The organism is Flavobacterium sp. RSB2_4_14 (assembly GCF_051547085.1).
Lineage (GTDB): Bacteria > Bacteroidota > Bacteroidia > Flavobacteriales > Flavobacteriaceae > Flavobacterium.
The window spans coordinates 46,704-61,925 of the sequence record NZ_JBPTTL010000009.1 but is presented as its reverse complement, the minus strand read 5'-3'; the positions used below and the strand labels follow the sequence as shown (position 1 = coordinate 61,925).

The window sequence follows — 15,222 nt, the reverse complement described above, 5'->3', positions numbered from 1 at the left end:
TGTAGCGTACTATTTTTGGGTAATTAAAAATTAAAACCATGCAAAGAGTTTCAATGTTACTTTTTCTACTTTTCATAGTAGGAATTTCATCGGTTTCAGGACAACAATCCGAGATTTATACTCATACTTTATCTGATTTTGACAATGCTGTTTTGTTATATAAAAACAAGCAATACCAATCGGCTCAAATTATTTTTGAACGTATTAAACAAGCTGATATCAGCCAAGATGTTCAAGCAGATTGTGCCTATTATATTGGGATTTGTGCTATTCATTTGAACCAAAATAATGCTGATGAATTGATCGAAAAATTTGTGGCAGATTATCCAACAAGTTCTAAGCAAAATCAAGCCTATATTGAAGTGGCGCAATATTATTTTGAGCAAGGAAAGTTTCCACAAGCTCTAGAATATTTTGATAAAGTAGATGAAAGTGCGCTAACCTATGAAGAAACGGAGAAATTTACGTTCCAAAAAGGATATGCTTACTTCTCCGCAGGAAATAAAAAAGAAGCTACCAGTTATTTTAATAAAGTTTTGAATTCCAAAGAATATGGTTCTCAGGCCAAATATTATTTGGGTTTTATGGCCTATGAAGGCGATAATTACAAAGAAGCCAATAAATATTTCCAACAGGTTGAAGGAGAAGAAAAATATTCGGAGAAATTATCCTATTTCAAAGCCGATATGCACTTTAAGTTAGGCGAATTCCAAAAAGCCATTGATGCAGGAATTGCTGCAATACCAAAATCTAATGCTTCCGAAAAATCAGAATTGAATAAAATTATTGGCGAAAGCTATTTTAATTTGCAGCAATACGACAAAGCATTACCTTATTTGTCAGCATACAAAGGGAAAAAAGGAAAGTGGAATAACACCGATTTTTACCAACTAGGTTATACTTATTATCAACAAAAAGATTACGAAAACGCCATTTTACAATTCAATAAAATCATTGATGGAAATGATTTTGTTGCCCAAAATGGATATTACCATTTAGGGGAATGTTATTTCAAAACCGATAAAAAACAACAAGCACTGAACGCTTTTAAAAGTGCTTCTGAAATGGATTTTGATAAAAAAATTCAAGAAGATGCTAATTTGAATTACGCCAAATTGAGTTATGAAATTGGAAATTCCTATCAATCTGTTCCTGATGTATTGTCCTCATTTTTGGCAAAATATCCAAATTCGCCAAGTAAAAACGAGATTGAAACCTTGTTGATTAATTCCTATATCACGTCTAAAAATTATGCCGCAGCATTGACATTATTAGAAAAAAATAATGCAGCCGAAAACAAAGTGGCGTACCAAAAAGTAACGTTCTATCGTGGTGTAGAGTTATATACTGATGGCAATTATCAAGAAGCTTTGGCAATGTTCAAAAAATCTATTGCAACGCCAAGAAATGAAAAATTTACAGCCAGAGCCACTTTTTGGAAAGCTGAAACCGAATATGGTTTAGATAATTTCAATGAGGCATTGTTGAGTTTCAAACAATTTGTTGGATACACCGAAGCCAAAAACACACCTGAGTATAAGAACATCAATTATAATATTGCGTATGCCTATTTCAAGCAAAAAGAATACGAACAAGCTGGAAATTATTTCCAAAAATTTATCGATGGAAGTAAAGACGATAAAGTGAGATTGAATGATGCTTACTTGCGTTTGGGCGACAGCCGATTTGTAACTTCCAAATATTGGCCAGCTATGGATGCTTACAATAAAGCCATCGAAATGAAAGGAATTGATGCTGATTATGCTGCATTCCAAAAAGCATTGAGTTATGGTTTTGTTTCTAGAAATGACAAGAAAATTGAAGATTTTATTAAGTTTTTACAGAATTTCAAAACATCTCAATATCGAGATGATGCTTTGTTTGAATTAGGAAATACGTATGTTACGGAAAACAAAGCAGATTTGGCAATTAAAACGTATGACCAATTGTTAACCGAATTCAAAAACGGTTCGTTTGCATCAAAAGCTACTTTGCGTCAAGGATTGGTTTATTATAATGGACAAAAAGATGAATTGGCGATTGCTAAATTCAAAAAAGTAGCTGCTGAATATCCAAGAACTCCCGAAGCTTTGGAAGCGGTTTCTACGGCACGATTAATTTACATGGACAACGGAAAAGTAGATGAATATGCTTCATGGGTAAGAACGTTGGATTTTGTAGCTGTCACTGATACCGATTTGGATAATGACACATACGAAGCGGCAGAAAAGCAATTTTTGCAAAACAATACCAAGCAAGCCATTTCAAGTTTAAGTGGTTATGTTTCTAAATTTCCAAACGGAATTCACGCCTTGAAAGCTAATTTCTATTTAGCACAATCCTATTTTGCAGATGGTTTGGAAAGTAATGCCATTCCAAATTATGAGTTTGTAGTAAACAAACCACGAAGTGAATTCACAGAACAATCTTTAGCCCGTTTATGTGAAATTCATTTGAAGAAAGAGGATTATACTAAAGCTATTCCTGTATTACAACGATTAGAAACTGAAGCTGATTTTCCTCAAAACGTGACTTTTGCTCAGGCCAATTTGATGCGTGCGTATTACGAACAAAAAGATTATGCGAATGCAGTTGTCTATGCCGACAAAGTATTGGCTAATCCAAAAACAGATAACAAAGTAAAAAGTGATGCACAAATTATTGTCGCTCGTGCGGCAATTCAGGTGAATGATGAAGCTAAAGCAAGAACGGCTTACGCCAAATTATTAACTATAGCCAAAGGAGAATTGGCTGCCGAAGCTTTGTATTATGATGCTTATTTTAAAAACAAAGATGGCAAGTATGAAGAATCTAATAAAACGGTTCAAAAATTAGCTAAGGATTATTCAGGATATAAATATTTTGGAGCCAAAGGATTAATTGTAATGGCCAAAAATTATTATCAATTGAAAGATAATTTTAGTGCCACTTCCATTTTGGATAGTGTGATTAAAAACTTTTCCACTTATGCGGATGTTGTAACAGAAGCGCAAACCGAATTGGATTTTATCAAAGCTGAAATTTCTAAAACAAATTCATCAATTACTAATTAAAATCTCTGTGAATCTCTGAGTTTCTTTGTGAATCTCTGTGTAATTTAAAAAAGATATGAAAAAAATACAATATATACTTGCCATCGTTTGTTTAACCCAATTTTCTTTTGCCCAAAAGAAAGATGAAAACATTGGGACAGAAGTTGTGAATGTGGTGAAACCTTATACGCCAACTATTTCGGATGCTTTTAAAGTAAAAGAAACACCAAGTTTGGATGATGAGGAAACATCAAAGAAAGAAAACATTCAATACAATATTTTTTCTTTTCCTGTAGCTTCAACTTTTACGCCTTCCAAAGGAAGAGCTGCCAATGTGGATAAATCACCAGATGAGAAAATATTCAGTAATTATTTGACACTTGGAGCAGGAAATTATGGAACAGCTAACGTGGAGCTTTTCGTAACTGAAAATGTTAGCAACACTGATTATTTTGGTGGTATGTTGCGTCACAGTTCATCGCAAGGAGAAATAGAAGACGTAGTTTTAGACGATAAATTTTTCAACACTGCTTTGGATTTTACTTATGGCAGCAGAACAAGAGCGTTGTCATGGAATGCTGATTTGGGCTATAAAAATCAGATTTATAATTGGTATGGAATTATACCAAATTATTTTGACCAAGCCGTAATAAATGCTATTGACGAGCAGCAAACGTATCATACATTATATGTAGGTGGAAGATTGGATTTGGGCGAAAGTATTTTAAAAGAAAGTACTATCAAGTTCAGTCGTTTTTGGGATACTTATGGCTCGGCAGAAAATCGTTTTGTTGCCAAACCAGCTTTGGAATTTGATATTGTCGATCAAAAAATCAAAACCGATTTTGTAATAGATTATATCAGTGGATCTTTTGATAAAACGTTTTTTGGCGGTAATTCTTTTAAATATGGTTTTACAAATATCGGTTTTCAACCAAGTGTCAAAATTCAAAAAGACAATTTATCTGTTATTGCCGGAGTTGGATTTTTCTACAGTGCAGCGCAAGAAGCTGGCGAAAATAAATTTTTCATCTATCCACAAGTTACGGGTTCATACAAACTCGTGGGCGATTTGATGATTTTGTATGCCGGATTAGAAGGAACATTAAAGCAAAACTCCTACAACGAATTTGTTCAGGAAAACTTCTTTGTTTCACCAACATTGGCTGTCGCTCCAACCGATCAGAAATATGATATTTATGTGGGATTGAAAGGAAAATTGGCCAATAGTGTGAGCTATAATATTCGTGGTTCTTATTTAAACGAAGAAAACAAAGCACTTTTTAAAAGTAACGGATTTGATGAAAGCAATGCCAATACTGATGGTTACGTCTTTGGAAACTCCTTTAATGTAGTTTATGACAATGTAAAAACCATTAGTTTTTTCGGAGAGTTGAAAGCCGATTTTTCCAAAAATGTTTCCTTTGGACTGAACGGAACTTTTAGCAGTTATTCGATGGATGTTCAAAAGGAAGCATGGAATTTACCAGCTGTAAAATTAGGAGCTACACTTGATGTTGACATTACACCAAAATGGTATTCAGGTTTAAGTTTATTTTACGTAGGAGAAAGAGAAGACCAGTTTATCACAAGTTCACTAGTTTTTCCTTATCCAATTGAAAATATAACCTTAAAAAGTTATTTCGATTTGAATATGCATGTTGGTTATAAATACAGTGAGCGCATGACATTTTTCCTAAAAGGGAACAATTTAACCAATCAAAATTACCAACGTTGGTTGAATTATCCAGTGCAGGGAATTCAAGTATTGGCTGGTGCGAGTTATAAATTTGATTTTTAAAATCAGCCACAAAGGCTCAAAGTCACAAAGATGTAATTGAATTTGCGTCTTAGTGTCTTTGTGGCAAAGAACAAATATGACTATAAAAGAAAATATCCTCCATCGCTACAAAGAACTTGTTCAAGACCGAATTGATGTTTTTCAAGACATGATTTCGGGACTGACGATTGATGCACAAAACGATGCCAAAGGTTCCGCAGGCGATAAGCACGAAACGGCGTTATCGATGATGCATATCGAACAAGAAAAACTCAATCACAAACTCAAAGAAGTGATTGAGCAAAAAAATATCCTCGATAAAATAGACGCGACTGCTGTACACAAACGAGTAGCTTTGGGAAGCGTAGTGCAAGCCAATGGCATGACACTTTTTATTTCCACAGCGTTACCCAAAATCACGATAGACAACAAAAACATCTTTGCGCTTTCGCCACAATCGCCGTTGGGCAATCAGTTGATGGGTAAAGAAGTTGGGGTTTCATTTGATATGAATGGAAAGAACTATTTGATAGAAGAAATTTTCTAGACTATCTTTTTTATAATCCAAGTATCTTGTGGAATCCAATTTCCCTCTTCAGGAATAGGTTCTGCATAATGTTCTAAAATCTCGGCGTTTTGAAATAAGTTTTTCATAAATGCTGTAGGATGAAAGGCCGAGAACATTCTGTGCCCTTCTTTTACTTTATCACGCACAATCAATTCATTATTAGTATACTTTGAAAGTTCTGAATCTATGAGTTTTGACTTGAAATTATCCCCTTGAGTAGTTAGTAGCATGATGCCATTTGGTTTTAAAATTCTGTATAACTCATTATACCAATCATAATGCAGTTGTTCGGAAAGATGGGTGAATATAGAAATCCCATAAATGGCGTCGAAAAAATTATCCTGATAGGGTAATTTGGCTTCTAGAGTATTACAATTAAAATTAATTTCGATAAGGTTTTTGGAACACCATTCTATCGTTTGTTTGTTGTAATCGGTACCATAATATTCGCAATTATTGCCAATCACATTTGGTAAATGACGTATTACTCTGCCTGGACCGCAACCCCAATCGAGTATTTTTTTATTTTTTAACTCGATATACTTGCTGAAATAATCGCTTACCCATTTTGCGGTATTTATGCTTTCCGTAAAATACTTTTCATAATCAATCTGAAAAGATTCATAAATAAGATAATCGGGCGGTAGTTTTACTTCTGGATTATTTTTTTTGAAATGACTATTGCTTTTTTTGTTCTTGTATCTCTCAATATAGAAATGCAACCAATCTGCCCAATATATTAATCTTAGCTTTCGAAGTATATTAGAGATTTTTCCTTTGTTCATTTCAGTTTATTTATCTTATTAGGTATCCAAAGAAAAGCAATTTTATCCTAATCCAAATGGAGTGTTGTATAATTTTTTAATGCATCAAAAAACGACTTCCAAAACCAACTTCCCACCTTCAAAACGAACTTCCCACCTTCAAAACGAACGAATCACCTCCAAAACGAACGAATCACCCTATCAAAATAAGAAAACGAGGCTTTTTGCTTCATCGAAGAGGCTTTTTGCTTCGTCGAAGAGGTTCTGAACCTGCTCGACGAGGCTTTTTGCTTGCTCGATGAAGTTCTGAACTTCAACAGTGAGGTTATTTGCATCTTCGAAGAGGTTATTAACGTGTTCGACGAGGTTTTTTGCTTCTTGCATGAGGTTATTAACTTGGTTGGTGAGGTTATTTGCCTTATTTGTGCTAATTATTATATCTTAGCGGAAGGTAATACACAAAAACTTAAACTCAAATTTAAATGGATTCCGAGCAAATAAGAAAAAGAATTTGGTTGATTACAGATGGTGTTCCGCTTTCAATAGAAAACGTAACAATTAGAATAGATAGAGCGGGTAAATTACTAGTAATCGGTTGGACAAATACTTTTTACTTAGAGAATGTTACCAAAGTAAAATCTTTTTTGGAATTGGAAAATTTAAAACAATATTTTATGAGTTTAAAGTCGCAGTTTGAGGAGTTTGATAGTTTAATTTCTCTAAATAATTTGACGACCGAATACCATATAACATTTAATGAAGGAAAAAATGCAATCGGAATTTGTTCTGAAATTAATGGAGAGCTGAATTGGTATCTATAACAAAGACCAATTATAAACATCAAATTCTAGCAATTAAACCTCCATTCCTCTCTTTACAAAAATCCTAGTCATAACAATCTCAAACCGAAAACAACCAATTCTAATAATTACACTTTCATATTTATATCTAATTGTTTAATAAAGTTATAAATTATAGCTAATTATATTTTTTTAGTTTAAGTATTGATAGTATTATATCATTTTTGCTTCCACAAACGAATTAAAATATAAAAAATATGTGCGGAATTGTATGCGCCTTTGATTTAAAGCAAAAAGCAGAAACACTAAGACCAAAAGTATTGGAAATGTCCAAAATCATCCGTCATCGCGGACCAGATTGGAGTGGGATTTTCAGTAACGATAAAGCCATTATGGCGCATGAAAGATTAGCGATAGTTGATCCAGCTTCGGGGAAACAACCTTTGTTCAGTCAGGACGGAAAACTAGTCTTGGCTGCCAATGGCGAAATATACAATCACAGAGAATTGCGCAAACAATTTGAAGGGAAATATAAATTCCAAACCGAAAGTGATTGCGAAGTTATCTTGGCATTATACAAAGAAAAAGGCGTTCATTTTATTGATGAAATGAATGGGATTTTCGGATTTGCCATTTATGATGTGGAGAAAGACGAGTATTTTGTAGCTCGTGACCACATGGGAATTATTCCTTTATATATCGGTTGGGATCAACACGGAACGTTTTATGTAGCTTCCGAATTGAAAGCGTTAGAAGGCTATTGTACCAAAATTCAATTATTCCCTCCAGGACATTATATGTCGAGTAAAGATGGCGAATTTGTACAATGGTATAAAAGAGAATGGACAGAGTATGATGCGGTAAAAGACAATGAAACTAATATCAATGATATAAAAGTTGCTTTAGAAGCTGCGGTTCACCGTCAGTTAATGAGTGATGTGCCTTATGGCGTGTTGCTTTCTGGAGGATTAGACTCTTCAATAACTTCCGCTATAGCCAAAAAATATGCCCAAAAAAGAATTGAATCAGATGATACACAAGAAGCTTGGTATCCACAATTGCACTCGTTTGCGGTTGGTTTAGAAGGTTCGCCCGATTTAGCTGCGGCTCAAGTTGTAGCGGATTATATTGGAACCATTCACCACGAAATTAAATTCACAATCCAAGAAGGATTAGATGCCATTCGTGATGTGGTTTACAATCTTGAAACCTATGATGTTACCACGATAAGAGCATCTACTCCAATGTGGTTAATGGCAAGAGTTATAAAGTCAATGGGAATAAAAATGGTGCTTTCAGGCGAAGGTTCCGATGAATTGTTTGGCGGTTATTTGTATTTTCATAAAGCACCAAATGCTAGAGAATTCCATGAAGAAACCGTTCGTAAATTGAGCAAATTACACATGTACGATTGTTTGCGAGCCAACAAAAGTTTAGCGGCATGGGGAATTGAAGGTCGTGTACCGTTTTTAGATAAAGAATTTATGGATGTAGCCATGCGCATTAATCCAAAAGATAAAATGATTAACAAAGAACACCCAATGGAAAAATGGGTACTTCGCAAAGCGTTTGAAGACATGCTTCCAGAAAGTGTGGCTTGGAGACAAAAAGAGCAGTTTAGTGATGGTGTGGGATATAGTTGGATTGATACGTTAAAAGCTACTGTTGCGGTTGAAATTTCGGATGAACAATTGGCCAATGCGAAATATAAGTTTCCATTGCAAACGCCAACATCCAAAGAAGAATATTATTACCGTTCCATTTTCAACGAACATTTCCCTAGTGACGCTGCAGCATTGTGCGTGCCTCAAGAAGCGAGTGTCGCTTGCAGTACCAAAATTGCATTAGAATGGGATGAGGCGTTTAAAAACATGAATGATCCATCGGGAAGAGCAGTGGCCAATGTGCATGATGATGCCTATGTAAAAGCATAAAAAAAGGGTAAAAAATTGAACCAAGTTTTACGATTTGTGTTCGGATTAATGTTTAGTTTGTTTGTTTAAAGACGTTCGTCATTTTTGGCGGACGTTTTTTGTTGAAATCCTCTTGAAAATGTTAATAACTTAAAGGTTTTAAAGTCCATTTTCAATAGGAAATCCTATGTGTTTTGTTATATTTGCGTGTTAGACAAAAAATAGATTTTTTACGATAAAATAATATGAGCGACGAGATTAAAAAGAACAGTTATTCAGCCGATAGTATTCAGGCATTAGAGGGAATGGAGCATGTTAGAATGCGTCCTTCCATGTATATCGGAGACACTGGAGTTAGAGGTTTACATCATTTAGTTTACGAAGTTGTAGATAACTCTATCGATGAGGCATTGGCTGGACATTGTGATACGATTAGTGTAATTATTAATGAAGACAATTCAGTTACCGTTGAAGATAACGGTCGTGGAATTCCGGTTGACATGCACAAAAAAGAAGGTGTGTCTGCTTTGGAAGTGGTTATGACCAAAATTGGTGCTGGAGGAAAATTTGATAAAGATTCCTATAAAGTTTCTGGAGGTTTGCATGGTGTTGGAGTTTCTTGTGTGAATGCACTTTCTGACCATTTACGTGCTACGGTTTACCGCGATGGTAAAATATATGAACAAGAATACGAAAGAGGTAAGGCGATGTATCCGGTGAAACAAATTGGAGAGTCTACAAAAAGAGGGACAATGGTTACCTTTCGTCCAGACTCTACTATTTTCACCCAAACACTTGAGTTTTCTTATGATACTTTAGCAGGTCGTATGCGTGAACTTTCTTTCTTGAATAAAGGAATTACTATTACGCTTACTGATAGAAGATTTAAAAAAGAAAATGGAGATTTTGAAGGCGAAATTTTCCATTCGAAAGAAGGATTGAAAGAATTCGTTCGTTTCCTAGATGGTAATCGTATTCCAATCATTAGCCATGTAATTAATATGGAAAATGAAAAAGGCGAAGTTCCTGTTGAAGTAGCTTTGATTTATAACGACAGTTATGCAGAGAATATTTTTTCTTATGTAAATAATATCAATACACACGAAGGTGGAACGCACTTGCAAGGTTTCCGTATGGGATTAACGCGTACGTTGAAAAAATATGCTGATGCTTCTGGTTTATTAGAAAAATTAAAATTTGAAATTTCTGGTGATGATTTCCGTGAAGGATTAACGGCTATTATTTCGGTAAAAGTTCAAGAACCACAATTTGAAGGACAAACTAAAACCAAATTAGGAAACAGAGAAGTTGTTTCTCCAGTTTCACAAGCGGTGGCAGAAATGCTCGAAAATTATTTGGAAGAAAATCCAAATGATGCCCGAATCATTGTTCAAAAAGTAATTTTGGCCGCACAAGCACGTCATGCTGCTAAGAAAGCACGTGAAATGGTGCAGCGCAAAACCGTTCTTGGTGGCGGCGGATTACCAGGAAAACTGTCTGATTGTTCAGAACAAGATCCAGCAAAATGTGAGGTTTACTTAGTCGAGGGAGATTCGGCTGGTGGAACAGCAAAACAAGGTCGTGATAGAAATTTTCAAGCGATTTTACCATTAAGAGGTAAGATTTTGAACGTTGAAAAAGCGATGCACCACAAAGTTTTTGAAAACGAAGAGATTAGAAATATATTCACTGCACTAGGTGTAACCATTGGAACAGAGGAAGATTCTAAAGCATTGAATTTAGAAAAATTGCGTTACCATAAAGTAATTATTATGTGTGATGCCGATGTCGATGGTAGTCACATTTCTACTCTAATATTAACCTTCTTCTTCCGATTTATGAAAGAATTGATTGAAGGCGGACATGTTTATATTGCTGCGCCACCTTTATATTTAGTTAAAAAAGGAAACAAAAAAGAATATGCGTGGAATGATGATCAACGTGATATTGCTAATGAAAAGATGGGCGGAAGTGCCGCTATCCAACGCTATAAAGGTCTTGGAGAGATGAACGCAGAGCAATTATGGGAAACCACGATGGATCCAAATTTCAGAACACTACGACAAGTTACCATTGATAGTCTTGCCGAAGCCGATAGAGTTTTCTCTATGCTAATGGGTGATGAAGTACCACCACGTAGAGAATTCATCGAGAAAAATGCAGTATATGCTAAAATTGATGCTTAAAAATTAAAACAAACAACAAAACATATTTAAAAATGAAAGTTACAATAGTAGGAGCAGGAAATGTAGGAGCTTCTTGTGCAGATGTTATCTCATACAGAGGTATTGCCAGTGAAGTAGTAATATTAGATATCAAAGAAGGTTTTGCCGAAGGTAAAGCAATGGATTTGATGCAATGTGCCACCAATACAGGATTTAATACACAAATCTCTGGTGTTACCAATGATTATTCTAAAACAGCTAACAGTAATGTGGTAGTAATCACTTCGGGAATTCCAAGAAAACCAGGAATGACTCGTGAAGAGTTAATTGGAATTAATGCTGGAATCGTAAAATCAGTTGCTGAAAACTTGTTGAAACATTCTCCAAGCGCCACATTTGTAATTGTATCCAATCCTATGGATACTATGACTTACCTTACTTTTAAATCTTTGGGTTTACCAAAAAACAGAATCATCGGAATGGGTGGTGCTTTAGATAGTTCTCGTTTTAGATATTATTTGTCAAAAGCGTTAGGCAAACCTGCTAATGATGTTTCGGCGATGGTTATTGGTGGACACGGTGACACTACGATGATACCGTTAACACGTTTGGCTTCCTACAATGGAATTCCTGTTTCTGAGTTTTTATCCCAAGAACAACTAGAAAAAGTGGCAGCCGATACTATGGTTGGTGGTGCTACTTTAACTGGACTTTTAGGAACTTCTGCATGGTATGCTCCAGGTGCTTCTGTGGCTTATTTGGTAGATAGTATTTTAAATGACCAAAAGAAAATGATTGCATGTTCCGTGTTTTTAGAAGGCGAATATGGACAAAACGATATTTGTATTGGCGTTCCATGTATCATTGGTAAAAACGGTTTAGAAGAAATAGTTACCATCCAATTAAACGATGCTGAAAAAGCGTCTTTTGCAAAAAGTGCAGATGCGGTTCGTAATATGAATAACGATTTAAAATCTCATTTAGCATAATATATATAGGTATATAAAAAAAGACTGCAAAATCCGCAGTCTTTTTTTTTGATATTAATCAATAAAATATTGGTTAATCTTATCTATAATTATATATTTGCACGTTTCAAAAAAAAGAGAATTATTGTAAATTCAATGCTTTAGTATATAACGTTTTGAATTTCAGTGATTTTATTTTTAAAAAAGATCTAACAATAACACAGAATTAATTAATTTTTAGTAATAATGCAGAATAAAGGACTAGTTAAATTTTTCGCAATTTTATTTGCTTTGGTAAGTATCTACCAACTTTCATTCACATTTGTGGCCAATAAAGTAAAAAATGATGCCAAAACTTTTGCGGGAAATAATCCTGAGAAAGAAGTAAAATATCTTGACTCTATTGGAAAAGAAAAAGTATTCAGTTTAGGTTTTACCGACTTTACTTTTAATGAAGTAAAAGACAAACAAATCAATAAAGGTCTTGACCTTGAAGGAGGAATTAACGTAATTCTGCAAATATCTGTAAAAGATGTTTTGAAAGGATTATCTAATAATTCTAAAAATCCTGTTTTCAACAAAGCGTTAGAAGATGCCAAATTAAATCAAAGAGGAAATCAATCTTATCTTGATGCCTTTTTTGAAGCATTTGATGCTAACAAGGGAACTACTAAATTAGCTTCTCCTGATATTTTTGCCAATAGAAATCTTCAAGGCGAAATAGATTTCAATATGACTGATGACCAAGTGAAAAAAGTCTTGGCTAAAAAAGTTGACGAGTCAGTTGAATCAGCTTTTGGAGTATTGAGAAGTCGTATCGATAAATTTGGTGTTACACAACCAAACATTGCTAAACTTGGCCAAACAGGTAGAATTTTAATTGAATTACCAGGTGCAAAAGATGTTGACCGTATTAAAAAATTAGTTTCTAGCAAAGCGGAATTAGAGTTTTGGGAAACATACAAAGCGGAAGAGTTAATGGGCTTTTTAAGTTCTGCAAACGAAGCTTTGAAAGCTACTGTAAAACCTGAAGAAAAAGTTGCTGCAACTAAACCAGCGGATTCGATCAGTAAATTATTAACGGATAAGGATAAAGATTCTACAGCTGCAAAAAAAGGGAACAATCCTTTGTTTGACAAATTTGTTTCTCAAGGTGGTGGACCAGTTTTGATTGTTGCTTTGTCAAAAGATACAGCTACAATAAATGGTTATTTAAAAAGACAAGAAATTCGTGCCTTATTACCAGCAGACAAGCGTTATGCAAAATTTGTTTGGGGTAAAGGAACCGTTACTGTTGATGAAAAAACTAAGAAAGAAACTGAAACAGTAGATTTATATGCGTTAAAAGGAAATAGAGATGATATTGCTCCGCTAAGTGGTGGTGTTATTGTTGATGCTAGAGATACTTTTGACCAAATGGGTAAACCAGCAGTTTCAATGCAAATGAATGGTGCTGGAGCAAGAACTTGGGAAGAATTAACAGGAAGAGCATTTTCTCAAAAGAGTTTTATTGCTATAGCGTTAGATGATGTAGTTTATTCTGCACCAGGAGTTACTTCTGGACCAATTGCTGGAGGAAGATCTGAAATTTCTGGAAACTTTGATGTGACAGAAACCAAAGATTTAGCTAATGTTTTAAGAGCTGGTAAATTGCCTGCTGCTGCTGAAATTGTACAGTCGGAAGTTGTTGGACCATCATTGGGTCAAGAAGCTATTGATGCTGGTACCACTTCGTCAATCGTAGGTTTCCTATTGGTTTGTTTGTGGATGGTTTTCTATTATGGTAGAGCTGGTTGGTACGCTAACATCGCATTATTAGTAAACTTACTTTTCTTATTTGGAATTTTAGCTAGTTTAGGTGCTGTATTAACTTTGCCTGGTATTGCAGGTATTGTATTGACATTAGGTACTGCGGTTGATGCGAATATCATTATTTACGAAAGGGCAAAAGAAGAATTGCGTGAAGGTAAATCTTTACCCGATGCTGTGAAAGCTTCTTACGGTTGGAAAGGTGCAATGCGTTCTATTATTGATGCCAATGTTACTCACGTTTTAACTGGAGCTATATTATTCATTTTTGGAACTGGTCCAATTCAAGGATTTGCAACTACTTTGTTAATTGGTATTTTTACCTCTTTATTTACGTCTATTTTTATAGCAAGAATATTTATCGATAGAGATATTGCTCATAACAGAAGTCTAACTTTTACAACAAATTTAACCAAGAACTGGTTTACTGGTTTCCATTTTGATTTTATTGGAATAAAAAAATGGTCTTATTTATTTTCTTCTGTTGTTGTTGTAGTAAGTTGTGTTTCTTTCTATTTCAATGGTTTGGATGAAGGTGTAGATTTCGTTGGAGGAAGGACTTTCCAAGTGAAATTTGAAAAACCTGTAGAGCCAACTCAAGTATCTGACGAGTTATCAGCTGAATTTGGAACTGTTGTTGAAGCAAAAGTTTTCGGTAAAAATGACCAGTTGAAAATTACAACTAAATACAAAATCAAAGAAGATGGTGTTGATGTTGATAAAGAAGTAAATGAAAAGCTATTTAATGGTTTGAAAAAATATTATGGTGCAGATCAAACCTATGAAAAATTCATCAATACTTATGATGGTAAAAAAGTAGGAGTATTACAAGCTTCAAAAGTTGGTGCAGCAATTTCTGCAGATATAAAAACAAACTCTTTCTGGGCAGTATTAGGTGCTATGTTTGTTGTTGGTTTATACCTTGTAATATCATTCCGTAAATGGCAATATTCACTTGGAGCTATTGCAGCTGTTTTGCACGACGTTATTTTTGTATTAGGAATTTATTCGTTGTTTTATAAATATGCGCCTTTCCACATGGAAATGGACCAACACTTTATTGCTGCGATTTTAACAGTTATTGGATATTCTATGAATGATACCGTTATTGTATTCGATAGAATTAGAGAATATTTAGCTGGAGACAGAAAAGGTCACTTTAAAGATGTGGTTAATGCCTCGATTAATTCTACTTTGTCTAGAACTTTGAATACTTCATTGACGATGATTTTAGTGTTGTTAATTATGTTTGTTTTTGGTGGAGAATCAATTAGAGGATTTATTTTCGCCATGTTGATTGGAATTATAGTGGGAACATACTCTTCATTATTTATTGCTACACCAGTGTTAGTTGATACAATGAACAAAGTTGCTATTGATGATATTGAAAAAAGACATGGTAACTAAGCATTAGTATAAAAAT

General features: G+C 34.5%; 10 protein-coding genes. 8 read left to right on the top strand and 2 right to left on the bottom strand.

The window, feature by feature from the left end:
- Positions 1–38: 38 nt before the first annotated feature.
- From ACSVH2_RS13210 to ACSVH2_RS13200, 3 genes are all read left to right on the top strand, one after another.
- Entirely contained in the window at positions 39–3,053 is a 3,015-nt protein-coding gene (locus ACSVH2_RS13210) for a tetratricopeptide repeat protein (protein WP_438093652.1), read from the top strand.
- Positions 3,054–3,108: 55 nt separating this feature from the next.
- Complete coding sequence (locus tag ACSVH2_RS13205) at positions 3,109–4,833, top strand: TonB-dependent receptor (protein WP_438093651.1); 1,725 nt, start codon at positions 3,109–3,111, stop codon at positions 4,831–4,833.
- Positions 4,834–4,909: 76 nt separating this feature from the next.
- Positions 4,910–5,359, top strand: coding sequence for a hypothetical protein (locus tag ACSVH2_RS13200; protein WP_438093650.1), 450 nt, complete (start codon positions 4,910–4,912; stop codon positions 5,357–5,359).
- Here ACSVH2_RS13200 and ACSVH2_RS13195 read toward each other — a convergent pair.
- Both ACSVH2_RS13195 and ACSVH2_RS13190 read right to left on the bottom strand, forming a co-directional pair.
- Complete coding sequence (locus ACSVH2_RS13195) at positions 5,356–6,165, bottom strand: class I SAM-dependent methyltransferase (protein ID WP_438093649.1); 810 nt, start codon at positions 6,163–6,165, stop codon at positions 5,356–5,358. The genes ACSVH2_RS13200 and ACSVH2_RS13195 overlap by 4 nt on opposite strands.
- Before the next feature lie 180 nt (positions 6,166–6,345).
- Entirely contained in the window at positions 6,346–6,528 is a 183-nt protein-coding gene (locus ACSVH2_RS13190; RefSeq protein WP_438093648.1) for a hypothetical protein, read from the bottom strand.
- A 98-nt stretch (positions 6,529–6,626) separates the two neighbouring features.
- On the opposite strand from ACSVH2_RS13190, the gene ACSVH2_RS13185 reads away from it, so the two are divergent.
- The 5 genes from ACSVH2_RS13185 (at position 6,627) to secDF (ending at position 15,206) form a co-directional block, all read left to right on the top strand.
- Positions 6,627–6,965: a hypothetical protein gene (locus tag ACSVH2_RS13185; protein WP_438093647.1), complete on the top strand. Its 339-nt coding sequence runs from the start codon at positions 6,627–6,629 to the stop codon at positions 6,963–6,965.
- A 236-nt stretch (positions 6,966–7,201) separates the two neighbouring features.
- Positions 7,202–8,878, top strand: a complete 1,677-nt coding sequence (gene asnB, locus ACSVH2_RS13180) for an asparagine synthase B (protein ID WP_438093646.1) — start codon at positions 7,202–7,204, stop codon at positions 8,876–8,878.
- Between the two features lie 224 nt (positions 8,879–9,102).
- A complete protein-coding gene (gene gyrB / locus ACSVH2_RS13175; RefSeq protein WP_438093645.1) occupies positions 9,103–11,043 on the top strand; it encodes a DNA topoisomerase (ATP-hydrolyzing) subunit B in 1,941 nt (646 codons plus the stop codon).
- 32 nt (positions 11,044–11,075) lie between these two features.
- Positions 11,076–12,011 (top strand): malate dehydrogenase, encoded by a 936-nt coding sequence (locus ACSVH2_RS13170; RefSeq protein ID WP_438093644.1) that lies wholly within the window; start codon positions 11,076–11,078, stop codon positions 12,009–12,011.
- 225 nt (positions 12,012–12,236) lie between these two features.
- Entirely contained in the window at positions 12,237–15,206 is a 2,970-nt protein-coding gene (secDF, locus tag ACSVH2_RS13165; protein ID WP_438093643.1) for a protein translocase subunit SecDF, read from the top strand.
- The last annotated feature ends 16 nt before the right edge of the window (positions 15,207–15,222 follow it).